This is a genomic window from Bacillus sp. 03113, assembly GCF_006546985.1.
Classification (GTDB): domain Bacteria; phylum Bacillota; class Bacilli; order Bacillales; family Cytobacillaceae; genus VATK01.
Window position 1 is genome coordinate 74,772 of the sequence record NZ_VATK01000011.1, and the last position, 25,024, is coordinate 99,795.

The following is a 25,024-nucleotide window of genomic DNA, read 5'->3' on the forward strand; positions in this document are numbered from 1 at the left end:
ATGAAAACCGCTATTGTGACTGATAGTACTGCTTATATACCAGTACAGATAAGAGAACAATTTAATATACATATCATCCCTTTATCCGTTATTTTCGGCGATGAATCATTTAAGGAAGAAGTGGAGATTAGTTCAGCACAATTTTATCAAGATGTGAAGAATAAAGAGCTGCCAAAAACATCACAGCCTTCTACGGGAGATTTTATTGCCTTATATGAGGAGTTATCTAAAGAATATGATGCAGTTATTAGTATACATCTCTCGAGTGCAATAAGCGGTACTTTTCAAGGAGCTGTAACAGCTGGAAGCATGGTAGAGAACATAAAGGTATACCCGTTTGATTCTGAAATCAGCTGCATGGTTCAAGGTTTTTTAGTCATTGAAGCAGCAGAACTAGCAAACGCTGGAAAGTCACCTGAAGAAATTATTCACCGTTTAGAAGAAATGAGGCAAACGAACGAAGCGTATTTTATGGTCGATGATTTATCTCATTTACAACGAGGGGGACGATTGTCAGGGGCTCAAGCGTTTATTGGGAGTCTGTTACAGGTGAAACCGCTGCTACGTTTTACGAATCAAACCATCGTTCCATTTGAAAAAATTCGTACGCGTAAAAAGGCGATGAGAAGAATCGTTGAATTACTAACGGAAGGCGTAAAAGACGGAAGCTCCTATAAAGCTACAATTATTCACGCCAATCGAGAGGAAGAAGCCGTCAATTGGAAAAACGAGCTTGAATCTCAATTTTCCAACGTTGAATTCGACATAAGCTACTTTGGCCCAGTCATTGGAACTCATCTAGGAGAGGGCTCCATGGGAATTGGTTGGGTGAAAATAAAGTAAAGGTAAAACATGATTCCCTTTCAAATTTTGGAAGGGTTTTATTTTTTATTTGAAGATAGATATAAATTTTTGTAAGCGATTACTATTAGCGTGTAGGCGTTTTCAACAAGACAACATGAATAATTCCCGTTTCAAATTGAAAATTTCACTAACCTTTCATGCAGGAAAAAGCTTTATAACAGAGAATTAAGTAACAAAGAGGTGATCATTTGAGATTTGCTAAAATAAAAGGAAAAATATGTCCAGAAGTACTTCTTCACGAATCTAACTACAGTCTCTCTACCAATTCAATTCCTTCCCAACCGATTTCATCATTTTCCACTATTCCAGAAATTCCACTTCAATCAACGAACAACTTTAATTCAGAACTACAAAAAATGTTAACAGGAAGGCAGCTGTTATTAGAAGAGCTCCCTTTTTTGTTACAAGAAATTCATGAGCACTATGAAAAAGGGTACGTCTCATATCGAAAAGGGATCGAATTTAAAGGAAAGAAAATAAAATGTGTACGCTGTGGAAATGAGACTACACATTTATTTGCTCATTTTCCGTGTGCGAGGTGCAGAGAGTCAGCCTGTTTTTATTGTCGACACTGCATTATGATGGGAAGGGTGAGTGCATGTACGCCGCTTATTAGCTGGAATGGCCCGCCTCCGCGATTAGACCTTCCATCCTCTCCATTTGTTTGGGAAGGAACGCTGTCTGAAGGTCAAAGAACTGCTTCTAGCCGTGTTGTCGAAGCTGTTAATAACAATCAAGAATTGCTCGTTTGGGCGGTGTGCGGAGCTGGAAAAACTGAGGTGCTATTTAAAGGGATTGAATCAGCATTGCAGCAGCAGAAACGGGTTTGCCTTGCAACACCAAGAACGGATGTGGTGCTCGAGTTAACGCCGCGTCTGAAGGCGGCTTTTCCACATCTTCCAGTTGCTTCTCTTTATGGTGGAAGTGATGATCGACATTTATACGCTCCCCTCACGATTACGACGACTCACCAACTTCTCCGTTTTTACAAAGCCTTTGATACGATTATCCTCGATGAAGTGGATGCATTCCCCTATTCAGTTGAAGAATCGTTGCAGCATGCCGTAAAGCAAGCAAGAAAACCTGTTTCATCACTCATATATTTAACGGCAACTCCGAATCAAAGGTGGCAAAAGGAATGCCGATCAGGTAAAAGAGCTTATGTCACCATTCCTGCACGCTTCCATCGCCATCCACTTCCTGTTCCAACTTTTACATGGTGTGGAAATTGGGAAAAAAAACTTCAAAAATCCAATCTTCCGTCAGCCATTTTGAAATGGGTAAGAAGCCACCTAAACGAGCAAAAACAAGCCCTCCTATTTCTCCCTAATATTGAATTAATGAATAAAGCCTTAACCGAGCTGAAGGCACTAGATCAAAAAATAGAAGCGGTTCATGCGGAAGATCCATTAAGAAAGGAAAAAGTGCAGCGGATGAGAAACAAAGAGACGCCAATTCTTTTAACGACAACGATCCTGGAACGAGGGGTAACATTCCCAAATATTGATGTGGCCGTGTTTGGGGCGGAGGATGATATTTTTACCGAAAGTGCCCTTGTACAGATTGCTGGCAGAGTGGGACGAAGTCGAGAATTTCCTACTGGAAGCATTTTATTTTTTCATTATGGCAAAACAGAAGAGATGGTGAGAGCGAAAAACCAAATTATACGGATGAATAACGAAGCCCGAAAGAAAGGAATGATTGATCATTAATTCAACCTGCTATCTTTGTCATAAGGAAATAATACCAAATGTGAGTTGGAGTACGCTTTTTTCAAAAGAAAAGCCCGTTTATTTATGTGATAACTGCAGACATTCCTTTTCTTTCATTACAGGCGAGGTTTGCCAAAGCTGCCATCGTCCTTTGCAGCAGCTAAATCCAGCGTTTCAAAGCGAAGGGATTTGCCATGATTGTATTCGATGGGAGGAGCATCCCGTTTGGAAAGGTGTCCTTGACCAAAATATTTCTATTTTTGAATACAATGATTTTTTAAAAGAAGTCTTCGCCCGCTATAAATTTCGCGGTGATTATGTGCTCGCTTATGTATTTGCTGAATTTATTCAAACGAAACTACAAAAATATCATTATCTTGTACCGATTCCGTTAAGCGAGGAACGATTGCAGGAGCGCGGCTTTAATCAAGCTGAAGCTTTGATCAGAGCGGCTGGATTCAAACCAACTATGCTACTTTCACGCCTGCATACTGAAAAGCAATCGAAGAAGTCACGGCATGAAAGAATCCATCTTTCAGCGGTTTTTTCATTTGCAGGAGAGCACCGTTTACAAGATAAAGATGTTTTGTTGATAGACGATATTTATACAACAGGCTCAACCGTGCGACATGCGGCAAAGGTCTTAAAGAATGCAGGCGCCCAGCACGTTTTTTCTTTGACGATTGGGAGAGGTTAGTGATAATGACATGGAAATAATCATTTCTTTTGACCTATTAGGTGTATATAATAGTAGGAAAATAGTCCTTTAGGAGAGAAGAAGAGATGGGAGAACTTGCAAATTGCCTAAAATGTGGTGTGGTGTTTGTACGCAATCAATTACGAAACGTATGTCCAAATTGTTGGAAAGAGGAAGAACAAGCATACGATGAGGTTTATCAATATATTAGAAAGCGTGAAAACAGAACGGCAACGATGGAGCAGGTAGTGGAAGCTACAGGTGTAAATGAGGAATTAATCTTTAAGTTTATTAGATCTGGAAGATTATTATTAGCGCATTTTCCAAACCTAGGTTATCCATGTGAAAAATGTGGAACCATGATTCGTGAAGGTAAGTTGTGCGTGACATGTGCAAAGGAGTTAAAGAATGATCTAGCTAATTTATACGAAGAAGAAAAAAGGAAAAAAGAATTAAGCAATCGATCAAAGGCAAAAACCTATTTGACAATGGAACGGAAAAATTCATAAAAATTCTTTTTTTCATTCAAAAAATGATCTTTCTATCCGATAATAAGAATATAGAATGGTTCTTGAACGGTGATGGAAGTGAGGAATACTAAATGAAAATCAATAATTTCGGTCCTTCAGGGATGAATCCATACCAAAAGCAGCTTAGAAAACAAGCGCTTGAAGGCAGTCCTTCTGGAAAAAAAGGAACTGACAAAGTAGAAATTTCAACAACGGCAAAAGAAATGCAGCATGAATCTACATTTGCTCTTAAACGCCAAGAAAAAGTGGAAGCATTAAAGCATCAAGTGGAAAAAGGAACATACAAGATGGATCCATATAAAGTGGCCCAAAGTATGTATCGCTTTTATTCTTCTAAACATTAAAAAGGAGGGATCGTTTGTCTATGACTGCTGAAAAATTAATTCATACATTGGAAAAGCTGTTAAAGCTTCATCAAAGCCTTCTTGAACTTTCCATCAAAAAAACAGAATGGATTAAGCAGGGAGACATCGATTCCCTCAAACAAATCATGAAGGATGAGCAAGTGCATATTGCAGCCATTCAAAAATTGGAACAAGTACGGATGGATGAAACGAATAAGCTTTGTCCTGCTCTGGATAGGCCTTCTGTTCAGGATTGCTTATCAGAACTAGCAGAAAACGAGCAAACTCGGATGAAAAATGCAACCTCTCAATTAACAGATGTTGTTTTTAAAATAAAAGATCAAAATACACTCAATCAACAATTGCTCCATCAATCGATGCAATTTATTCATTTTTCTTTGAGCTTATTTCAGCCAGTAAAAGAAAATTTTAATTACGAACGGACAGCACAAAAAACACCAATTAAAAGCGGATCAAGCCTTTTTAACTCAAAGGCGTAGAACGGAGGGACAAAATGAGGTCAACCTTTATGGGATTAGAAACAGCGCGACGAGGTATGTATGCTCAGCAAAGCGCTCTGTATACTACTGGTCAGAATATTGCCAATGCCAATACACCAGGCTATACACGCCAAAGGGTCAACTTTGAACAAACCGATCCTTATCCTTCTGTCGGCATGAATCGTCCGCAAATTCCTGGACAAATGGGTACTGGAGTAAAGGCAGGGTCTATTCAGCGTGTACGAGAAAGTTTCCTGGACGTTCAATATCGCGGTGAAAATAGTAAAATGGGCTATTGGGAAACCCGATCAGGAGCTTTATCGAAAATGGAGCAAGTGATGAATGAACCGTCTGATTCCGGGCTTTCAAAAACAATGGATTTGTTTTGGCAATCACTCCAGGATCTAGCAGTAAATCCAAAAAATACAGGTGCCCGTTCTGTCGTTCGACAGCGTGGAGTAGCGGTAGCAGAGACGTTTCATTATTTGCACACTACGCTAGCAGCTGAAAAAAATAATGTTAAGAATGAAATAAATGTTACGGAAAAACAAGTAAATTCTCTTGTAAATCAGATCCATCAAGTGAATCAACAAATTGGCAGTGTGGAGCCGCATGGTTACTTGCCAAACGATCTGTATGATGAAAGAGATCGACTGTTAGATGAGCTTTCTTCCTTAGTGAACATAAAAGTAGAGTATGCAACACCTGAAGGGAATGCATCTCCGATTGCAGAAGGCAAGGCGATCGTCAAATTAACGACAGATAGTGGAACTGAATTAGGTGTATTGGTCAGTGATTCAAGCTATAACGAGATGAAGGTTAATAATATTAACTTGGATAATCCTGTTTCTACCATATCAATCGGTTCGACGAATCTATCATTTGAAAGCTTTCAATCAAGCGGAAAGATGAAAAGTTTAATTGAATCGTATGGATTTCAGGATTCGAGCGGAAATGTGAAGGGGCTATTTTCAGATATGATGACAGAGTTAGATAATTTGGCTTTTACATTTGCTAAGGAATTTAATGATGTACATAAAAGTGGATTAAGTCCGAATGAGATCAATAATGGAACAGGGAATACAGGATTTTTTATTGATACGAAGGATAACTCCGATGATTTAACCACTCCTTCAGATCGTAGAAATGGATTTGCAAGTAGAATAGGAATTTCACAAAATATTTATAATAGCTTAGATAATATTGCGAATGCTTCGGCTAGCAACCCTACGTTAGGTGACTCTGGGGCGGTGTTGGCAATGGCTGACGTGATCAATAAAAATTTTGATTATGGAAATAAAAATGAACAATCAAATTTTAGAAATTATTATGAAGCGGTTATCGGTCAAATGGCGGTTAATTCACAAGAAGCTGTAAGACTAACAAGCAATAGTGAAGCGTTAAGACAGGCAGTTGATGATCGACGAGCATCTGTTAGTTCCGTATCATTAGATGAAGAAATGACGAATATGATTCAATTCCAGCATGCCTACAATGCATCAGCGCGAATGATCTCTTTAACGGATGAACTATTAGACACGATTATTAACGGCATGGGTGTCGGAGGAAGGTAGGTGAATAATCCATGCGTGTAACACAATCGATGCTTTCAAACAATTCACTTCGCAATTTAAGTGAAAGTTATAAACGACTAGGCAAGTATCAGGATCAAATATCAAGTCAAAGAAAAATCACGAAGCCTTCCGATGATCCTGTTGTAGCCATGAAAGGAATGTATTACCGCTCTAACTTAACGGAAGTAGAGCAATATAAAAGAAACTTATCAGAGCTATATGTCTGGATGGATCATTCAGAAGCAGGGATTGATCAGGCAAATAGTGGATTGCAAAGAATTCGTGAACTGGTCATTCAAGGACAATCGGGCACAAATAGCCCGGAAAATCGTCAAGCAATTGCTCGTGAGATCGAACAATTGAAGGAAGATCTTGTGAATGTGGCGAACACTCAAGTAAATGGACGCTATATTTTTCATGGGACAGATGTTTCAAATCCACCTGTTGTACCAAATTCCAATCCTCCTCAGGTTGCTTCAAATTTAGCGAGTTCATCAATTGATGGTTATAAAGTGGAAGTATCAAAGGGAGTTTCTTTAAAAGCAAATGTGAATCCTGCCAATGTGTTTAATCAAGAACTCTTTAATGTCGTGCAGGGGATTCAAAATAGCTTAGAAAACAATGATCCAACTCAATTAAATGGCTTGCTTGGACAACTAGATTCTGTCATGGATACTTTATCAGGTGAACGATCAGAGCTAGGGGCCCGTTATAATCGTTTAGAAATGGTTGAGGCTCGCATTGAACAGCAGGAAGTCATGGCGAATCAAATCTTATCGGATAATGAAGATATTGATATGGAAAAGGCGGTAACAGATTTAACCGTTCAAGAGAGTGTTCATCGAGCTGCTTTAAGTGTTGGGGCGAGGATCTTACAGCCGTCGTTAATGGACTTTTTAAGATAAATAGCATGAAAGTAAGAGGATGACAGACAAATGAAGTCATCCTCTTTTTTAGAATATACCTTTTAAAGAGGAGGGATTTAACATGTTTCCTCAAATTCGATTACAATCAAGCTTTGCTCAAATTGATATCCATACACAAAGAGGCTCTATTGAAATCGAACAGCCAAAAGCAGATTTAGAGATTGAACAGCCCCGAGCTGAACTAAATATCGAGCGAACACCTTCCAAGCTAACAATTGATCAAACGAAAGCGAGGGAAGACGTAGGAATAAAGTCGATGACAAGAATGCTTGAGGATGCAGCCCAGAAAGGCCGACAAGATTTGCTTGAAGGGATTGCAAGAAGAGCCGAGGACGGGGATGAGCTCATGAAAATTGAAAATGGTCGAGGAGCTATTGCGAGAATCGCCAAAAGGAATAGCGAACGAGGTCCATATAATATTAATATAGGCTGGATTCCCTCTGCTGGAAGTGTAAAAATAGATTATGACCCAGGAACAATTGATATTCAATGGAATCCGCAAAAGCCGATCATTCATAGTAAGATCAATAAACCTATTTATCAATTTCATCCTAGTCAGGTTCAAGTTCAGTTGAAGCAATATCCTACATTAAAGGTTGATTTTGAAAATCTAAAATACGTAGGGACGAATTATGAACAGTATATTTAAAGGGAATGATGAAGAATGAAAATAAACACGAAATTTCATGAAGAGATTGACGTTCAGAAAGAAGAGATCCTGCATTTCAAAAAAGGAATTCCTGGTTTTCCAGATGAAAAAGAGTTTGTTATTTTACCTCTTTCCAATGATGGAACCTTTTCTGTTATGCAATCCGTTTCTACTGAGAGATTAGCTTTTATCATTGCTGATCCGTTTGCTTTTTTCCAAGAATACGATTTTCAATTAGAAGAGCATGCTGTTAAAACGCTACTGCTGCTTTCAGAAAAGGATGTAAAGATCTTTGTCATCTTAACGATCAACGAACCGTTTGAAAAAACAACAGCAAATTTACAGGCGCCGATCGTCATTAATACAGCAACCAAAGAAGCACAACAGGTAATTTTAAATGATCCAGCCTACACAACAAAGCATTCCATTTTTTCAAAACCACAGCCTGTAACCGTAAAGGAGTGAAGCCATGCTCGTTTTAACACGAAGACCAGGAGAAGTCATTAAAATTGGAGACGACATCGAAATTATGGTCGTCGCCACAAAAGGAGACCAGGTAAAAATCGGCATAAAAGCACCAAAAACGGTTGAAATCCTCCGCAAGGAAGTACACGACCAAATAATCAACGAAAACCAACTAGCATCCCAGGACATTACAAATATCCTAAAAATCTTTCGAGAAAAATAGAGAAAAATACAGTAATGTTATTAAACACCTATGACTTTCTGACGATATATACTTCGAGGAGTTAAACAAGGGCGGCCGACCTTGTCAACTCGAAAAATGTTCACAAGGAAGTGGACAAGAAAATTCAAGGAGGAAATGAACAATGAGAATTAATCACAATATTGCGGCACTTAACACATATCGTCAGTTTAATGCTGCCAACGGTGCGCAAGGTAAATCAATGGAGAAATTGTCTTCAGGTCTTCGTATTAACCGTGCAGGGGATGACGCAGCTGGTTTAGCAATCTCTGAGAAAATGCGTGGACAAATTCGTGGGTTAGATCAGGCTTCAGCAAACTCTCAAGATGCAATTTCTTTAATTCAAACAGCTGAGGGTGCTTTAAACGAAACTCACTCAATTCTTCAACGTCAACGTGAATTAGCAACTCAAGCGGCTAATGATACAAACACAGCAGAAGACCGTAAAAACATTCAAGATGAAATGGATCAATTAGGCAAAGAAATTGATCGTATTGCTGAAACAACTCAGTTCAACACAAAGAACCTATTAGATGGTTCAATGGATAAGACAACTGTAGCAGGTGCAAATACAACTGCTAATACATCTTTAGGTACTTCAGGCGCAGTTGCCACTCTTTTAACAGCAGTTACTGATAAAGATGGTAACAGCTTAGGTATTGCAGCAGGAGATACAATTGAAGTTTCATATGTTATGAACGGTCAAACTGTTACTAACTCATTTGTATCAGATGCTACAACAACACTTGGCGATTTAACAAATACTGATGGTCAAGGCGGAACAGCAGATGCTAACTTAGCAGCGTTAGCTAACACAGCTGCAGGAGATGGCGTTGAGTTTGACGCAGCTGCTACTGGTGAAGCAGGAGCTATTCATGGTTTCACAGTTACTGTTAAGGATTCTAGTGGTAATGTAAGAACTGGAGCATCTAATGCACTTTCTAGTTTCTCTGAAACAACTCAAGCAACTGATATTCATTCCGATGGTTCATCTACATTCCAAATCGGTGCTAACACTGGTCACAACATCAATTTAGCAATCAAAGACATGGGTTCTTCAGCTCTAGGGGTAAAAGACCTTAAAGTTGGAAATCAAGGTCAAGCCAACGTAGCGATCAAAGTTATTGATGAAGCAATCGCAAAAGTTTCAGCAGAACGTTCAAATCTTGGTGCTACTCAAAACCGTTTAGAACATACAATCAACAACTTGAACACATCTTCTGAAAACTTAACTGCTGCGGAATCTCGTATCCGTGACGTAGATTATGCTTTAGCTGCGTAAGTAGAAAGCGTAGCTAAGCACAGTCGTCCTAGCTGGTAACGGCTAGAGATCATAATCGGGTGAATTGCTGGAAACCCCTTAGAGTTTTTCTTACCACAACGTAGTTGGAAACGACAGGCGTGATGGTATAAAAAAAGAAAAGATTGGGCAATCAGCAGCCAAGCTCCTGTCTCGAAAGAGTGGAGAAGGTTCAACGACTAGGATATACCATCTAAGGCGAAAGCTATGATGATGAAATCCGTAGGTGAAACAATGGTCATCAGCATTGTTAATCCGAAGTGCCCGACCCCTACTAGATTGCTAGAGGGTGAAGATATAGTCTTGTCATTTATGAAAGTAAATGTTCGCACGATGGCGAAAGAAATGATGAACCAAACAAAGAATTCTATTCTTTCTCAAGCAGCACAAGCAATGTTGGCTCAAGCCAATCAACAGCCGCAGGGTGTGCTTCAACTTCTTCGTTAATAATCTTTATCAAATTGGGGACTCTAGTTATGCTAGGGTCTCTTTACTATAAGTGAATTGGAGAAATAAGTGCTTATGGTGATGTTTAGAGAAAATCGAGAACTAGTAGCTCTAGAATTAGAAAATCTAATTTTACGAATCCATGAAGAACATCAGGTATCTAATCTTGTGTTTATGGAACAAACCGATCACTATTGTGTATTTAGAGGACATAAAAATGGGACAAAATGTTATTTAAGTTTGATAAAAATTGTACAGTAGGTTCTATTATTGAAGGACTGGGAAAATTGGATTGAATATAATGAAATTCAATGTTGATAATTCTTATAGGAATTGTTATAATTTTTTAATGAAATAAAGATTGAATTTTATGGAAAGCGAGTGAGAGAATTGACGAATCAGATTGAGGAGGCTCTATTAAGTTTTGGACAGAAAGATGCGCCTGTAAAGGTTGAAGTGTTTTTGAATTTAGCGTGCCCTTATTGCGCTTCATTTTATGGTATTGCAGAAGATGTTTTAAAAGACTACATAGATAATAGGCAAGTTGAATTCATTGTAAAGCATTATGACAAGCCTAGGGAGATGTTGTTAAATGGTACGTTAATCAACCTATTCCTAGATTATGAGAATCCATCGCATGTGAAAGAAACCTTAAAGGAATTATTTGAAACACAAGGAAAATGGGATCAATTGAATAATCAAGAAATCAAAAATCTATTATCAGAAAAATACCATTTAAAAGAAGAGCCACAAAATACCGAAATTAGTTTGAATGTAACTGCAGAGGCCATTCGCAGAAATGTGAAAATGGTGCCTACTGTTTTTATCAATAACAAAGAATATCAATATCCTACTGAAATAACGGCAGAGGAATTGAAAATTGAAATTGAGGCGGCACTAGAAAAATAATATTATTAGATAACTCCCTCGAATACATAATGAGAGCAAAAGTAGGACTTATTAACATAACAAAAATTAAATGACTCCTTAGTCCCTTAATCTATAACCTATTTATATGTGGTGATTAAAAAGGTCCTTAGGTGAAGATAATAGCATGAAATCTATTTATATAAAAAAAGTGCTGCAAATTATTTTTTTATTATTTTATTGTTTCCTAGGTTAATTTTATGAAAGTGCACTTTTCAAAAAAGTAATTGTAATAAATAGATCTGTTTTACTGCAACTATAAAACCAAGTAAAAATATAGTTTTAAAGGGGAATTAATGTGAGTATAAACGATATCGGTAAGCAATTATCAAAGCTCCCAAGTATTCATCCGGAGTTTTTTCAGAAATATAGAAGTTTTGCAGATGATGTATGGCAAAAAGGAGTCCTTTCTGCAAAAGAAAAAGAAATCATTGCCGTTTCGGTGACAACAGTCACGAAATGTTCTTATTGCACAAAGTTTCATTCAAAAAAAGCAAAACGAGTAGGTGTTACAGCTGAAGAATTAATAGAAGGTGCGATTATTGCTACTTCAATTGAGACAGGAACTGCACTTTTGCCTTCTATTTCTATTAGTCTATTTGAGAGATTAGGAGTTGAGAATCAAGAAAAGTCGTTAAAGAAGCTTTTTCCTGATCAATATACACATTTACACGATTTGCTAATCTTACCTTTTGTCGATTCTGTAGGCCTTCTGCCAACAAAACTTGTTATTTTGATTTCATATGCTGTGGCACACGCTTTGAGGTCTAGTGAGTATATTGATAAACTTCAAACCGTTGCAAGTGAACACAAGGTAAGTGAACAAGAGTTAAACGAGGCAAGTTTAATTGCTGCAGCATTACGAGCTGGAAGTACAGTAAGACATTTGGCAGATGTTTTGGATGTTGTAGATGCAGAGAGGAGTCCAACGGTGTGAGTCATAAAATAAAAACAGCTTCAGAAACAATACTACCTTGGATTATTCCACTTTTCTTTTTGATTCTATGGCAAGTGCTAGGGTCATTAGGAATTTTATCGAATAAAATTCTGCCTACTCCGGTTGAAGTGATTGAAGGTACGATTCGCTTATCTAAGGATGGAAGTCTGTTTCAATATATATGGGTTAGTACAAAACGAGCAGTTGTTGGATTTTTTATCGGCGGGGCAATTGGTTTTAGTTTAGGCCTCGTGAACGGTTTAATTCCAATTGCGTCTAAGTTGCTTGATACATCGATACAAATGATTCGAACAATTCCCCATTTAGCGCTAATTCCATTAGTTATTTTATGGTTCGGCATTGGTGAGCAAGCGAAAGTCTTTTTAGTTGCATTAGGTGTAGCATTTCCAATTTATTTAAATACATATCATGGTATTCGGAACGTTGATAAAGGGCTAATTGAAATGGGAAGAGTGTATGGGTTAAAAGGAGTATCATTGTTTTGGCAAATACTATTACCAGGTGCGTTGCCGTCGATCTTAGTTGGTGTACGCTATGCATTAGGTATTATGTGGATGTCATTGATTGTAGCTGAAACGATTGCATCAGATACAGGAATTGGTTATATGGCAACATCAGCACGAGAGTTTATGCAGATGGATATTGTTATTTTAAGTATTATTCTATATGCATTGTTAGGGAAATTATCAGATGTGTTAGCGGTCATACTAGAAAAAAGATGGCTTCAGTGGCATCCGAATTTTTATAAACCAAAAGCATAAAGTGGGGGTTTTACGTGTCAGGAACCAAAATTCAACTAAACAATTTAGACAAAACATTCGGTAATTTGCATGTGTTAAAACAGATTAATTTAACGATTAATCCTAATGAATTTATAGCGATTGTTGGAAAAAGTGGTTGCGGAAAAAGTACATTGCTTCGTCTTATTGCTGGGTTAGAAAAACCATCAAATGGAACGATTGTCTTTAATGAAAAGCAAGTGAAAGGTCTGCATTCTGATACGAGAATTATGTTTCAAGATTCACGTTTGCTTCCGTGGAAAAGTGTTTTAGAAAATGTTGAAATTGGTGTCACAGAAAAAAATAAAAAAGCAGCCAAAACATCGTTATCACTTGTCGGGTTAGCAGATAAACAGAAAGAGTGGCCAGCTGTATTGTCTGGAGGACAAAAGCAGCGAGTATCATTAGCGAGAGCATTAGCTGGAAAGCCGGAATTATTATTGTTTGACGAACCACTAGGTGCGTTAGATGCACTTACTCGTTTAGAGATGCAAAACTTAATTGAACAGCTATGGAATGAAGAAAAGTTCACAGCTATTCTCGTGACACACGATGTTAGTGAAGCGATACGTTTAGCTGATCGAGTGATTATCATTAAAGAAGGTAGCATTGAATCAGACTTAACAATTCCATTAGCAAGACCGAGACGTGTTGATAGTGAATTTACGTACTATCAAAATATTATATTAGATCAGTTAATGCAGGAACAGGGACAATAGGGGGAGATCACATGAGGAAAAATGCAAAGTGGATATATGGGTTGATTGCTATTTTAATTATAGGATTATTAGCTGCGTGTGGAGTGAAGGAAAGTAGTTCAAATTCTAGTAAGGATAAAGAAACAGTAGTGAAAATTGGTTATCAAAAAGGGAATACATTAAATATATTAAAAGCACGAGGTACGTTGGAGAAACGGTTAGAGAAAGAACATATAAAAGTGGAGTGGTCTGAATTTCCCATTGGGACAGCTTTATTAGAAGGATTAAACACAGGAGCTATTGATTTTGGACATGCATCAGATGCCAACGGTGTTTTTTCTCAAGCAAGTGGCAAAACGAGTGTATATGTAGCGTCTGATACACCTTATCCGAAAGGAGTTGCTTTAGTCGTAAAAGGTGATTCCCCAATTAAAACGGTTAAAGAGTTTAAAGGGAAGAAAATTGGAGTAACAAAAGGCGGTAATATGCATTATCTTCTTGTTAAAGCATTAGAAAAAGAAGGATTAAGCATTGATGATGTAAATTTGATTTATTATAAAGATGCAGCGGAAGGACGTGTTGCATTTGAATCTGGAGAAATTGATGTCATCGGTACGTGGGATCCGTTTTTGGCTGTGTTAGAAGGTAGTACAAAAACAAGAACGATTGTAAATGGAGAAAACTTAACACAAAACCGTACTTTTTATTTTGGTTCTGAAAAGTTCGTGAATAATAATCCTGATACAATTAACATTATTTTAGAAGAACTCCAAAAGTCAGATGAATGGGCAAATACGCATACAAAAGAAGTTGCTACAATTTTGTCTAAAGAACTTAAATTAGATGCTAAGCCACTTGAAGTTGCGAATGGTAGACGAGAATTCGGTGTATTACCAATTGACGATGAAGCTGTAAAAGCTCAACAGGATTTAGCGAATACGTTTTACGGTTTGAAATTATTCCCAGAGCCAGTAGACATTAAAAAAGTGACAAAGCAAAATCCAGATTGGTATCCAGAATCAGTTGTAACGAAATAAATTATTATTGAAAAAATACTTGAATTTGGTTTGGCAGATGTTGTGGTATTAGAAAGGGATAATCCTACAATTATCAAATTCACAAAAGAAGAGTATGTAGATTTTGATGAGGCTGGAAAGTTTGTTGTATCAACTTTGCATTCGTTAAAATTAATTTTGATCATGATTTTTGTCTGTAAGGCTGTCCTACGAATTTATACTTAGATTTATAGATGAAAATCAAAAAGTCATCTCCCGTGATATAGGGAAGATGACTTTTTTGTTATAGGCATTCCTTCGAACAGGTCAAATTGATGCGAATGTACTCGTTTTTCGATACTGTTATGAGGGAGTTTGAATCTTTCGTTCTGAGGATTCTTTTTACATATACAATTTTTTCAATTAATCCTCATCCTGGGAACGTTTTTTTCTCATATAGTAGGTAATAGAAGTCGGTATTAAAAAACAAATAAATATCACTAGGCCAATAATGATAGCATCCTTAATTGTACTTCCTGAAAACAGAATGATGCAAAGTGTAATAATCGCCACAATTGCAAAACTAATTAACATGACTAAATAAAACGGAACTTTTTCTCTTTTAGAAGACGATTCATATGTATCTACGGATATACTTAAATTCAAATAGCCTAGAATAACACTTGTTCCAATAAATAGTAGCCATAACGGATTATCGGTTACGTTGGAAAAGCCTTTTGTTATTCCGTCAAAGATTAAAATTCCGATTATTCCTAACGTTTGAATGGCGAATGCTATTCGAATATTTTTTAATCCCCGAATGATTAATCGTTCATCTTTCATTACTTTCATTTGAATCCCCTCCTGGTTCTATCCAAAAAACTTCATTAAGCGTTTTATTTACTGCATAACAAATTTCCAAACATAGTTTTAAGGTTGGGTTGTATTTCCCTTTTTCGATTAAGCTGATCGTTTGGCGAGTGACACCTATTTTTTCGGCTAGCTGCTGTTGTGTTAAGTCTACTTGTATACGAGCAACCTTTACATTATTTTTCAAATATGATCATTCCCTCCTTACAAGTTGATTGTAACATATAAATTGAATTTTGTAATATATATATTACATTTTTGGTATTAAAGATTAATTTCATTAGATATAAAAAAGAACCTGCTTTGAAAGTAATACCAAAAACAGATTCTCCCCTTTTAAATTCTTTATTTACAAAATATGTTCTACTAAGTTGTTAATCCATAAAAGTTGCTTCTAAAGTTATAATTCTGCTAAGATCCTATCTCCATGACTAATCGGTTGAGATATGACTAAAAATTCAATATCCTCATTCGATTCATTCAACATTTGGTGTGGAATGAGTGGTGGAACTTCTAGTCCCTCATTCGAGTTTAACGTTATTCGTTCACCATCCATTTCTAATGTTGCATTGCCTGACAAAACGAAGAAAAATTGGCGAGCTTTTTGATGAAAATGCCTAACTTCTGAAGTATGAGCGGGCATTCGCTCATGTATCACGCTTAAATCTTTGTTTTTTACTAAATGCCAACCATCACAAATTTCTCCCCATATGTAATGTTCTGCATTGTGTTTACTTATCTTCAAGATAATTACTCCTTGTTCTTTTTATTTTAGGTAAACTAGTCAGATAAACTAGTTCCGTAATTTTTCACATAATTTATTGTTTAAAATGAAATAATAATATGAAAAACAAAGAAGGTAATGCTATGAGAAAGCTATTCATTTGTTTATTTGTAACACTTGTTTTTTGTTCTGAAAGTGTAATTCCACTCGATTTATTCAATAAAGCATATGCTAGGCAGGAAGAAGCTCCCCCATATGCTAAGTGGGGTTCGTTTGCATTAAAGAAAACAAAAGAAAAGTATCCGAATGCCAAAATTATTGATTATCTTCATGTCGGTAAGATAAGTGGTCCCATAACCTCAACCGAGAGATTTAAATTTTGGTTAAAAGAAAACGGGAAAGAGTATGGCGTAATTATAAATATTGAATTTAATAATGAAACAGAGAGAGTCAAAAGAGTCACTTTTAAGAAGACCCAGAATTAATTTGTTTCTTTATTATTTATTCTCTGATCAATCTATACTAATTTTTCATTGCAAGAAACGATAGCTTATCTATGTATGTTATAACCCTCATATACAGCTTCCCAATCAAGCGGTCGAGCCATTCTTTTTTCAATTTGGTCTAAAGGTTTAAAGCCGTATTGGGCATAAAGACCATGAGCATCTTTTGTAGCAAGCATAAAGCCCGTTCCTTTTAACTTTGGATGTTCGGTAATGGTGCCCATTAACCATTTGCTCAGTCCTTGTCCTCTATATTCTGGGAGTATAAAAACATCACATAGATAAGCAAATCTAACAAGATCAGATACTACACGAGCAAACCCCACTTGCTTTGCAGAGCCATTTGCTGGATTTCCTTCATATACTCCGTAGCAAAGAATGGAGTTTTCAATGGATGCTTTAACTAATTCTTTTGTAATCCCTTTTACCCAATAAGAATCTTTACTAAGGAAATCGTGAATAACATCAATATTTAAGAAATTCTTATCGGTACTAATTGCAAATCCATCCTTTGTCCAAAGCACTTCATTTTCTAGCATTTTAATTTCCTCCATCATTAAATACGTCCCTCTTTTTAATATGTTTTTTTATCGTACTTCCTTATTAGCTAGTATTTAAAAAGCAAATAATCGTTAATTTTATCAAAACATAAAGAGGATAAAATATACAAATTAAAAGCCTTTAAATAATGATTTAAGTGCTTATCATCAACCTATTGTAGAGTTAGGACGGAAATTCTAGGCAGTAGAGTAAAGCTGGATGGGAGTAAGTGGGGGAGGCAATCAATTTCTTATTATTACAAAAAAGCTCCAGATCCGTTAGGGAAAAGGAGCGTTTGATCAAGTGATATTAATGTTCATCCAACCTTTTTCGTAGTCATATTTTTATCAGTATAAATTTGTTTAAAAACAGTTTTTCGAATATATGGGATTACCCATCTGTCTAAACCAATGTAACCAGAATTCAGGCCAGCCAATAATAGAATTCCTCCAAGGAAAATATCGGTTGGATTGTGAGAGACCGTTCCTGCTAGGAAGAAAGAAAAGTTCATGATTAATCCAAAGAATGCGGCAGCTGTAGTGAGACAGCCTAAGATCAATCCTAAGCCTATTAAAAATTCTCCAATAGGAACGATGAAATTGAAAAGTTCGATGTTAGGTATTGCAAACTCTTTTAAAAATGACACATACCAGCTATAAACGACGTTACCGTCCGGTCCTTTTACGGGATTAGAAACAGCATTGGTTAAATACCCAGAAGCATCAAATCCACCTGTTAACTTACCCCACCCTGATGTTAACCAAGAATATCCTAAAAACAAGCGAATGATCGTTAAAATACCTGCGGCAATTCGATTCTCTCTTAAAAATGTCACAAACATTTAAATCGCTTCCTTTCAATATAACAATAATGAATACACTATCAATATATCAGGCAGGATGTTATAAATCTCATCTTTGTGATTGAATTCACAATATATACAAAAGAAATTGAACAATATATGAAAAAGGTTGTTTAAGAAGATCCTTTTGACTAAGACTTAGGCAAAACAACACTATGATTTGAAAAATTTTCAAGGGGCACTCTGCTTTTTTATTGCATAATAAATGGTAATTATTTTGTATTACGCATGTTACGATGTGATTATAAGTTTATAATTTATATAGAATTTTGGTCTATCATTTTTGTATATGTAAAAAATGAAGGTGAGAAAGATGAGAGGGAAAATTTTAATAGCGGACGACGAGCAAGGGATTGTTTCGTTTATAAAAGATTACTTTGAGACAGAAGGATTTGAAGTTTTAACCGCAGGTAATGGAACGGAAGCAGTTGAATATTCATGCGAATGTCCTGATATCATTTTGCTAGATATAATGATGCCAGAAATGGATGGGATTGAGGTTTGCAGAGCGATAAGAGAGCGGGTTGATTGTCCGATCCTTTTTCTTACTGCACGAATTGAGGACTCAGATAAAATTCTCGGTTTTGGTGTTGGTGCGGATGATTATGTAGTCAAACCGTTTAGTATCGATGAGCTTGGCGCAAGAGTAGAGGCCCATATACGCCGTGAAAAAAGAAAGCTGTATCGAACAGAACATAAGGCTTATGGGAGACTATCGATCGATTTTGGACAGAGGGAAGTGCGCTATGATCAGCATATCATTCCATTTGCCCGAAAAGAGTATGAAATCATGGAGCTTCTTTCGCTTCATCCAGGTCAGGTGTTTTCACGACAGATAGTGTATGAGCGAGTATGGGGCTACGATGCAGAGGGTGATGATAATGCAGTAACAGAGCATATTAAAAGAATTCGTGCAAAGATCGGAGCTTATACTGAAGAGGTTTTTATTGAAACCGTATGGGGAGTAGGGTACAAATGGCTAAGAAAATAACAGCTTTTGTAAATCGTATCCCTTTTCTCGTTGCTATGGGATTGTCGATTGGGCTTTTTATGCTGTTGGGAGCGTTATTAAGCGCTCTGCTTATCCAGCTTATCAATGAGTTAGAGCTATTCCTTCAAAGTGGTGATACAGGCACAACAATGCTACAGGATCGTGCATTTAATGGGGAAATTGTTGTTATAAAATACAGTCAATGGATGAACACAATGAATTTGATTGTTGGGATCGTTATTCCATTTGTGTTTTGCACTTCGGGTGCTGTAGCAGGTGCCTATATATTTTATCGTTGGAAGATGAAGCAGCCACTGAACGAGCTGCGAAAAGCGGTGAAAAAAATTCAGGAAAAGGATTTGAATTTTCAGCTTTGCTACAATGCTTCAGATGAATTAGGCGCCCTATGTAAGAGCTTTGATATGATGAGAGAAGAGCTTCATGTAAGCTTTACAAAAATGTGGCGCATACAGGAAGATCATAAACGGCTAAATAGTGCCTTTGCACACGATTTAAGAACACCTCTTACGATTCTGAAAGGGCAAACGGATGTGTTAAAGAAAAAGATGGCAAGAGGAAGTGTCGATCTCGATAAGGCTGTTCACTCTTTATCTATTATACAAAATAGCATTGAACGTTTGGAACGGTATGTAAAGGAAATGACGTCGCTGCAAAGTCTAGAAGGAATGGAACCAAATAAGAAAGAGATCGTTCTATGTGATTTTATGGAAATATTATCACAACATTTCGCAACCTATACTCATGATGGGAAGACGATCCATATTGAGGTGGCGTATCCGTCGGATAGGGTTATTTCGTTTGACACGGATATGGTCATACAGGTCATTGAAAATCTTGTTTCAAATGCCCTTCGTTTTGCCAAAAAGCATATCGAAGTGATTTTAAAATCGGATAAAGATCATTTGATCGTAACAGTTAAGGATGATGGAAAAGGGTTCAGTCATCAATCAATCCATCGTGGTCTTGAACCGTTTTATCGTGAAGATATGGAGAAAAAGGATGATCATTTAGGACTGGGTCTTAATATTTGTAAAACGATCACGGAGAAGCACGGAGGAAGCATTTCACTTTCTAATCATACAAATGGAGGTGGATGTGTTATTGTTCAATTTGCGACTTAAAGTTTATGAATCGTATAGATTTGAAGATTAAAATCTCTCTTGTAGAAAAATACAAGAGAGATTTTTTTTGATAAGGAGTGTTTTCTTATGGAAATTAGCATTCGAGATTTGACAAAAACGTATGGACAAAAAGTAGCCTTAGATCGTGTTTCATTAACGATACACAAAGGAATGTTCGGTCTACTAGGCAAAAACGGCGCTGGTAAAACGACTATTATGCGAATTCTCGTTACATTGATTCCGCCAAGTTCTGGTGAGGTTATGATCAATGGCATCCCAATTAGTGAAAGGACAAAAGTACGATCGATCATTGGTTATCTACCTCAAAACTTTTCCATTTATCCCTCTTTCAATGTTTACGAGAGTTTGGATTATTTAGGGATCCTTTCGGGGCTTTCTGATAATCGAAAAAGAAAAAAACGGATCAGTGAGCTTCTCGATAAAGTCAACTTAACTGAAGCCATAAAAACAAAATCTAAAAATCTTTCAGGTGGGATGCTAAGGAGACTCGGTATTGCACAGGCTTTGCTTGCTGACCCGCAAGTGTTAATTGTAGATGAACCAACGGTCGGGCTTGATCCAGAGGAAAGGATTAGATTTCGGAATATGTTATCTGACCTTGCAGAGGACAGGATCGTTCTTTTATCCACTCATATTGTAGAAGATATTGAAGCAACATGTGACCAGCTGGCGATATTGGATTCTGGGAAACTAGTTTATGGAGGAGGAATTAAGGATTTGTTGATACAGGCTCAGGATTATGTGTGGACTGCAACAATTGATCATGAAATGCTTGAACAAATAAAGAAGCAGGACGCTTTATTATCAGCTGTTGCGGAAGGGGATGGCTTCAAAGTACGACTATTGTCTAAAACGATTCCTTTTGCTGGAGCTAAAAAGGTCAAGCCCTCTATTGAAGATGCGTATATGAAAGTGATAAGGGGGATGAAATAGGATGTTTGTAAGGTTAACGATTATTGAACTTAGGCATATCTTTAAAAATATTTTGTTCTATGTATTGATCCTGCTCACATTTCTTTTTACAATCCTTCAGGTGGATATGGATGTTAGCCAATATCCAAAAAAGCCTGTACCTCCTGATGAAATGAAGCAGGAGGGGTTAGGTGAATTTGCCCCATATGGTAAAAAAAGAGTGACCGATCCACAAAGAATAATGGAAATCACTTATAAACAGGAGTTATCTTTTGCTGCACAACAAGGAGAAATATTAAAAAATTATTTGATCATAAATAAAAGTGAAAAACTGAATAAGAAGCAAGTCAATGCGATCAAAAAGGCGATGTCTGCCATTGCACCTGATGGGATCAAATCGGGTGGATCAATCGATATCGCGATTAATTATAAGGAATTTTTGAGCTTAATGGATCAGCTCGACAGTGAATTGGGCGGGAAAACTCCTTTTGCAAGCAAAAAATTAGAAGGCACTCTTACTGAACCTAAGACGTATGAGGATGCTATAAAAAGCTATCATATTTTGACCGATAAAGATTTATATACTCGAGCAGTAGCTAGATATGTTGCTGATTATCTTGGACTTGCTTTAGGAGTCCTCCCTTTTTTTCTCGCTGCTTTTATTTTTTTAAAGGATAAAAAGAATAAAATGGAAGAGCTAATTATGAGCAAGCAAGTACTGGGCTATTATTATGTCGGTGCGAAATTTACAGCAATATGCATCGCTTTATTTGTTAGTGTCATTGTTTTTGCCCTATATTACACGATTCAAGCTTTTCGTTTACATCAAAATGGATATGATGTAGATCTTTTTGCGTTCATTCCTACTTTTATGATCTGGCTTTTCCCGACGATTATGGGGTCAGTAGCGATCTCCATGTTCACGTCATTATTGTTTAAAAGCTTTATTCCCTCTTTATTTGTGCAGCTATTTTGCTGGGTTGTATCGATTATACCAATTGAAGGGGATTATCGTTTATACAAGCTTTTTATAAGACATAACAGCTTTGAGCCTATCCGTGCAGATGATTTCGCTTTATTTGCTATTAATCGGATTTTTATTACGGGAGTAGCAATATTACTTATAGTTATAACAGCTCTTATCTGGGAGAAAAGGAGGACGAAGATTGGTGAACAAATCGATTAATCGCTTTCTGTTCTATAACTTGAAACTGATCCCAAAAGTTAACATACTAGCTTGTGTGTTGATAGTCCCGCTCAGCTCCTTTCTGTTTAGCTTTAAAATGCTTAATTTTCAAGAAATGGCTGACATTGGAGAGCTCATAATTTCTCTTTGCGGCCTTGTGCTTCTGCCATCACTTTGTTTTCCGGAAAAAAACAAGGGGACGAAGGAAACGGTCTATGCTAAAAAAATGCCCCTAGTTTGGCCGGAATTAACTAGATTAGTAATGGGAATTCTTTTAGTTTTCCTTTCTATTGTTCTCTTTGTTTATCTCGCTTACTTACAAGGGAGCAGCTTTTCATTTTATAAAATAATTCTAGGCGTTTTTACGACGGCATTATCACTAGGCATAATCGGATATTCTGTAGGGATTTTTACTGAAAATCTTTCACTATCCTATTTATTACCCTTTTCATGGTATATGCTTGAACTTTTTACAAGAGGGAAATACACGAAGGAGGTCTATTTGTTTAGCTTAAGAACGGGAGACTTAATAGAAGGGAAATATATTTTGCTGTTGTTTTCAATTCTCTTGCTTTGTATAGATTTTTTATACTTGAGGTATTGGAAAAGGCTTTAATTTATATTAGGTGGCATTTCAGTTGAAAAATGTCACCCTTTATCATCTTTTTAAAATTAGTTGACTAAATTAAGAGAACAAAATCTACTCTCCTATTTAAACTCTCCTTATCTTTGCCGATATAGTTAATAGAATCTATTAGTTGCTCGTTATAGGGGGAATCATAATGATAAATGGAGTTTCTTCCCGCATACAAGTTCAGGCAGCAGGTTTACAAGAAACGAATCAAAAGACAGAAGCAAAGATTGAACAACAACCAAATGATTTAACAAATCAAGCGGAAATAAGAAAAGAAAAGATAGAAGATATCGTTCAAGGTTTAAATAAATTTATGCAGCCTTCGCATACATCTTTGAAGTTTGAGCTGCATGAGAAACTCAATGAGTATTATGTGAAGGTTGTGGATGATAAAACACAGCAAGTGATCCGGGAAATTCCATCAAAAAAGCTGTTGGATATGTATGCAGCTATGACGGATTTTCTAGGACTGCTAGTTGATAAGCGGATTTAAGAGAGGTGTAGAACAATGGTAGGAATACGAGTTGGCGGGCTTGCGAGCGGAATGGACATCGATCAAATGGTGTCTGATTTAATGAAAGCCCAACGGATTCCGCTTGATAAAATTAATCAAAAGAAGCAGTTCACGGAATGGCAAAGAGACGATTATCGTTCGATGAACAGCTTGCTGTTTGATTTTGATAAATTTATGTTTGATGGGGTTATGAAGCAGGGTTCTTATTTAAAGAAAACTGTGAGTATCTTGAATCCTGATGCGGTTTCGATTAAGAATATAAATTCAACGATTGATTTTTCAGGAACGATTAAAGTTAATGAGCTTGCTTCAGCTGCGACGATGAGCAGTAAAATTCCGACATCTATTACGGATTCAACGAAGAAATTATCAGACTTTGGAGTAGCCGCACAGCAAATTACGATACAAGCAATTACAAAAGAGGGCGGATTACAAACTGAACCTTATACATTGACGATTGATCCAACTGTTGACACGTTAGATAGTGTCATTGCAAAAATTAATAAGGATTCAGGTGTAACAGCTTTTTTTGATACTACATCAAAGAAATTATCAATATCGGCTAAAAATTCAGGCGACATCGCTTCGTCCGCTGAGATTATCTTAACGGATAATGGTCCAGGTGGAGGAAAGTTTTTTAATGATGTTTTACAGCTAAATACAAATAATGACCTTGCTAAAATAAACGGAGTCGGTAAGGAAGGTGTTAATGCTAGTGTAACCTATAATGGCTTCGACCTTACTCGTTCATCAAATACGTTTCAAATCAACGGAGTAGAGTTTACGTTAAAAAAGAAAACCGACCCTGAAATAGTTAGTTTTTCCTCTTCTCCTGATGTAGATGCAATTATGGATACGGTTGTTAAATTCGTAGATAAATATAATGAAGCGATTGATAAAATAAATAAGAAAATAAAGGAAGATCGATATCGAGATTTTCAGCCTTTAACGAGTGAACAGAAAAAGGAGTTATCTGATAAAGAGGTTGAGCAATGGGAGGAAAAAGCGAAAAGCGGAACGCTTAAAAATGATTCGATTCTTTCTGGAAGCTTAAATAAAATGAGATTGGATTTGTATGGTTCTGTAAGTGGTACAAGCAGCTTTAAGCAGCTCACTGAAATCGGAATTTCAACCACAAGCAATTATTTAGATGGCGGAAAGCTGAATATTGATGAAAACAAGCTGCGAGCGGCGATCACAAACAATCCGAATGGAATATACGAGCTTTTTCAAAAAAGTGGAACTACTACTGAAGAGAAGGGGCTTGCACAGCGATTAAGAGAGGCCATCAAATCAACGATGAAGGATATTGAAACCAAGGCAGGGAAATCTACCAGCGTCAATAATACCTTTACACTTGGAAGAATATTGGATAATTACACGAATCAAATCACAAGATTTAACGACCGAATGATGCAAGTGGAGGATCGTTATTATCGTCAATTTACGGCAATGGAAAAAGCGATTCAGCGAGCAAATTCACAATCAAATTATCTGATGCAGCAATTTAGCAATTAAT

At 36.8% G+C, this 25,024-nt stretch carries 31 protein-coding genes and 1 pseudogene; 27 read left to right on the plus strand and 5 right to left on the minus strand.

The window, feature by feature from the left end:
* The 19 genes and pseudogenes from FDO66_RS12075 (at window position 1) to FDO66_RS12165 (ending at window position 14,648) form a co-directional block, all read left to right on the plus strand.
* Window positions 1–843, plus strand: coding sequence for a DegV family protein (locus FDO66_RS12075; protein ID WP_141432906.1), 843 nt, complete (start codon window positions 1–3; stop codon window positions 841–843).
* Window positions 844–1,052: 209 nt separating this feature from the next.
* Window positions 1,053–2,576: an ATP-dependent helicase ComFA gene (locus tag FDO66_RS12080; RefSeq protein WP_141432907.1), complete on the plus strand. Its 1,524-nt coding sequence runs from the start codon at window positions 1,053–1,055 to the stop codon at window positions 2,574–2,576.
* 40 nt (window positions 2,577–2,616) lie between these two features.
* Window positions 2,617–3,273 (plus strand): ComF family protein, encoded by a 657-nt coding sequence (locus tag FDO66_RS12085; RefSeq protein ID WP_395939780.1) that lies wholly within the window; start codon window positions 2,617–2,619, stop codon window positions 3,271–3,273.
* Window positions 3,274–3,359: 86 nt separating this feature from the next.
* The gene (locus FDO66_RS12090; protein ID WP_141432908.1) at window positions 3,360–3,782 is read left to right on the plus strand and encodes a TIGR03826 family flagellar region protein; all 423 of its coding nucleotides are present in this window, start codon (window positions 3,360–3,362) and stop codon (window positions 3,780–3,782) included.
* Window positions 3,783–3,874: 92 nt separating this feature from the next.
* Window positions 3,875–4,147 carry a flagellar biosynthesis anti-sigma factor FlgM gene (gene flgM / locus FDO66_RS12095; RefSeq protein WP_141432909.1) on the plus strand — a complete coding sequence of 91 codons (273 nt, stop codon included), beginning with the start codon at window positions 3,875–3,877 and terminating at the stop codon, window positions 4,145–4,147.
* Between the two features lie 20 nt (window positions 4,148–4,167).
* Window positions 4,168–4,647, plus strand: coding sequence for a flagellar protein FlgN (locus FDO66_RS12100; RefSeq protein WP_258535721.1), 480 nt, complete (start codon window positions 4,168–4,170; stop codon window positions 4,645–4,647).
* 14 nt (window positions 4,648–4,661) lie between these two features.
* The gene (gene flgK, locus FDO66_RS12105; RefSeq protein WP_141432911.1) at window positions 4,662–6,221 is read left to right on the plus strand and encodes a flagellar hook-associated protein FlgK; all 1,560 of its coding nucleotides are present in this window, start codon (window positions 4,662–4,664) and stop codon (window positions 6,219–6,221) included.
* An 11-nt stretch (window positions 6,222–6,232) separates the two neighbouring features.
* Window positions 6,233–7,126, plus strand: a complete 894-nt coding sequence (gene flgL / locus FDO66_RS12110) for a flagellar hook-associated protein FlgL (RefSeq protein ID WP_141432912.1) — start codon at window positions 6,233–6,235, stop codon at window positions 7,124–7,126.
* An 82-nt stretch (window positions 7,127–7,208) separates the two neighbouring features.
* The gene (locus FDO66_RS12115; RefSeq protein ID WP_141432913.1) at window positions 7,209–7,796 is read left to right on the plus strand and encodes a DUF6470 family protein; all 588 of its coding nucleotides are present in this window, start codon (window positions 7,209–7,211) and stop codon (window positions 7,794–7,796) included.
* 15 nt (window positions 7,797–7,811) lie between these two features.
* Window positions 7,812–8,261, plus strand: coding sequence for a flagellar assembly protein FliW (gene fliW / locus FDO66_RS12120; protein WP_141432914.1), 450 nt, complete (start codon window positions 7,812–7,814; stop codon window positions 8,259–8,261).
* A gap of 4 nt (window positions 8,262–8,265) precedes the next feature.
* Window positions 8,266–8,484 carry a carbon storage regulator CsrA gene (gene csrA / locus FDO66_RS12125; RefSeq protein WP_141432915.1) on the plus strand — a complete coding sequence of 73 codons (219 nt, stop codon included), beginning with the start codon at window positions 8,266–8,268 and terminating at the stop codon, window positions 8,482–8,484.
* Window positions 8,485–8,626: 142 nt separating this feature from the next.
* On the plus strand, window positions 8,627–9,784 hold the full coding sequence (locus FDO66_RS12130) for a flagellin N-terminal helical domain-containing protein (protein ID WP_141432916.1): 1,158 nt from the start codon (window positions 8,627–8,629) through the stop codon (window positions 9,782–9,784).
* A 348-nt stretch (window positions 9,785–10,132) separates the two neighbouring features.
* Window positions 10,133–10,249, plus strand: a pseudogene (locus tag FDO66_RS21570) (flagellin); the annotation flags it as partial.
* A 69-nt stretch (window positions 10,250–10,318) separates the two neighbouring features.
* Complete coding sequence (locus FDO66_RS12140) at window positions 10,319–10,510, plus strand: hypothetical protein (RefSeq protein WP_141432917.1); 192 nt, start codon at window positions 10,319–10,321, stop codon at window positions 10,508–10,510.
* Window positions 10,511–10,639: 129 nt separating this feature from the next.
* Window positions 10,640–11,158, plus strand: a complete 519-nt coding sequence (locus FDO66_RS12145) for a thioredoxin domain-containing protein (protein WP_141432918.1) — start codon at window positions 10,640–10,642, stop codon at window positions 11,156–11,158.
* Window positions 11,159–11,474: 316 nt separating this feature from the next.
* On the plus strand, window positions 11,475–12,113 hold the full coding sequence (locus tag FDO66_RS12150; RefSeq protein WP_181444552.1) for a carboxymuconolactone decarboxylase family protein: 639 nt from the start codon (window positions 11,475–11,477) through the stop codon (window positions 12,111–12,113).
* On the plus strand, window positions 12,110–12,895 hold the full coding sequence (gene ssuC, locus FDO66_RS12155; RefSeq protein ID WP_141432920.1) for an aliphatic sulfonate ABC transporter permease SsuC: 786 nt from the start codon (window positions 12,110–12,112) through the stop codon (window positions 12,893–12,895). The genes FDO66_RS12150 and ssuC overlap by 4 nt, the downstream gene beginning before the upstream one ends.
* A gap of 14 nt (window positions 12,896–12,909) precedes the next feature.
* Window positions 12,910–13,632 carry an ABC transporter ATP-binding protein gene (locus FDO66_RS12160; protein WP_141432921.1) on the plus strand — a complete coding sequence of 241 codons (723 nt, stop codon included), beginning with the start codon at window positions 12,910–12,912 and terminating at the stop codon, window positions 13,630–13,632.
* 11 nt (window positions 13,633–13,643) lie between these two features.
* On the plus strand, window positions 13,644–14,648 hold the full coding sequence (locus FDO66_RS12165; RefSeq protein ID WP_141432922.1) for a sulfonate ABC transporter substrate-binding protein: 1,005 nt from the start codon (window positions 13,644–13,646) through the stop codon (window positions 14,646–14,648).
* A gap of 381 nt (window positions 14,649–15,029) precedes the next feature.
* On the opposite strand, the gene FDO66_RS12170 is transcribed toward FDO66_RS12165, so the two are convergent.
* The 3 genes from FDO66_RS12170 to FDO66_RS12180 all read right to left on the minus strand — a co-directional run bounded on the left by FDO66_RS12170 (window position 15,030) and on the right by FDO66_RS12180 (window position 16,221).
* Window positions 15,030–15,458 (minus strand): branched-chain amino acid ABC transporter substrate-binding protein, encoded by a 429-nt coding sequence (locus FDO66_RS12170; protein WP_141432923.1) that lies wholly within the window; start codon window positions 15,456–15,458, stop codon window positions 15,030–15,032.
* Window positions 15,439–15,663, minus strand: coding sequence for a helix-turn-helix transcriptional regulator (locus tag FDO66_RS12175; protein ID WP_141432924.1), 225 nt, complete (start codon window positions 15,661–15,663; stop codon window positions 15,439–15,441). The genes FDO66_RS12170 and FDO66_RS12175 overlap by 20 nt, the downstream gene beginning before the upstream one ends.
* 213 nt (window positions 15,664–15,876) lie before the next feature.
* Window positions 15,877–16,221 (minus strand): cupin domain-containing protein, encoded by a 345-nt coding sequence (locus FDO66_RS12180; protein ID WP_141432925.1) that lies wholly within the window; start codon window positions 16,219–16,221, stop codon window positions 15,877–15,879.
* A gap of 122 nt (window positions 16,222–16,343) precedes the next feature.
* On the opposite strand from FDO66_RS12180, the gene FDO66_RS12185 reads away from it, so the two are divergent.
* Window positions 16,344–16,685: a DUF3889 domain-containing protein gene (locus tag FDO66_RS12185; RefSeq protein WP_141432926.1), complete on the plus strand. Its 342-nt coding sequence runs from the start codon at window positions 16,344–16,346 to the stop codon at window positions 16,683–16,685.
* A gap of 65 nt (window positions 16,686–16,750) precedes the next feature.
* Here FDO66_RS12185 and FDO66_RS12190 read toward each other — a convergent pair whose 3' ends face one another.
* Both FDO66_RS12190 and FDO66_RS12195 read right to left on the minus strand, forming a co-directional pair.
* Window positions 16,751–17,242 (minus strand): GNAT family N-acetyltransferase, encoded by a 492-nt coding sequence (locus FDO66_RS12190; protein ID WP_141432927.1) that lies wholly within the window; start codon window positions 17,240–17,242, stop codon window positions 16,751–16,753.
* 317 nt (window positions 17,243–17,559) lie between these two features.
* Entirely contained in the window at window positions 17,560–18,084 is a 525-nt protein-coding gene (locus FDO66_RS12195) for a DoxX family protein (RefSeq protein WP_141432928.1), read from the minus strand.
* A 334-nt stretch (window positions 18,085–18,418) separates the two neighbouring features.
* Here FDO66_RS12195 and FDO66_RS12200 point away from each other — a divergent pair, with 334 nt between their 5' ends.
* The 7 genes from FDO66_RS12200 (at window position 18,419) to FDO66_RS12230 (ending at window position 25,023) form a co-directional block, all read left to right on the plus strand.
* Window positions 18,419–19,096, plus strand: a complete 678-nt coding sequence (locus tag FDO66_RS12200) for a response regulator transcription factor (protein ID WP_141432929.1) — start codon at window positions 18,419–18,421, stop codon at window positions 19,094–19,096.
* Entirely contained in the window at window positions 19,081–20,238 is a 1,158-nt protein-coding gene (locus tag FDO66_RS12205; protein ID WP_181444553.1) for a HAMP domain-containing sensor histidine kinase, read from the plus strand. The genes FDO66_RS12200 and FDO66_RS12205 overlap by 16 nt, the downstream gene beginning before the upstream one ends.
* Window positions 20,239–20,325: 87 nt before the next feature.
* Window positions 20,326–21,192, plus strand: coding sequence for an ABC transporter ATP-binding protein (locus tag FDO66_RS12210; RefSeq protein ID WP_141432931.1), 867 nt, complete (start codon window positions 20,326–20,328; stop codon window positions 21,190–21,192).
* A 1-nt stretch (window position 21,193) separates the two neighbouring features.
* Entirely contained in the window at window positions 21,194–22,357 is a 1,164-nt protein-coding gene (locus FDO66_RS12215; RefSeq protein WP_141432932.1) for a hypothetical protein, read from the plus strand.
* Entirely contained in the window at window positions 22,341–22,973 is a 633-nt protein-coding gene (locus tag FDO66_RS12220; RefSeq protein ID WP_141432933.1) for a hypothetical protein, read from the plus strand. The genes FDO66_RS12215 and FDO66_RS12220 overlap by 17 nt, the downstream gene beginning before the upstream one ends.
* 166 nt (window positions 22,974–23,139) lie before the next feature.
* Entirely contained in the window at window positions 23,140–23,484 is a 345-nt protein-coding gene (gene flaG, locus FDO66_RS12225; protein WP_141432934.1) for a flagellar protein FlaG, read from the plus strand.
* A gap of 15 nt (window positions 23,485–23,499) precedes the next feature.
* Window positions 23,500–25,023 carry a flagellar hook-associated protein 2 gene (locus FDO66_RS12230; RefSeq protein WP_141432935.1) on the plus strand — a complete coding sequence of 508 codons (1,524 nt, stop codon included), beginning with the start codon at window positions 23,500–23,502 and terminating at the stop codon, window positions 25,021–25,023.
* Window position 25,024: the final 1 nt, after the last annotated feature.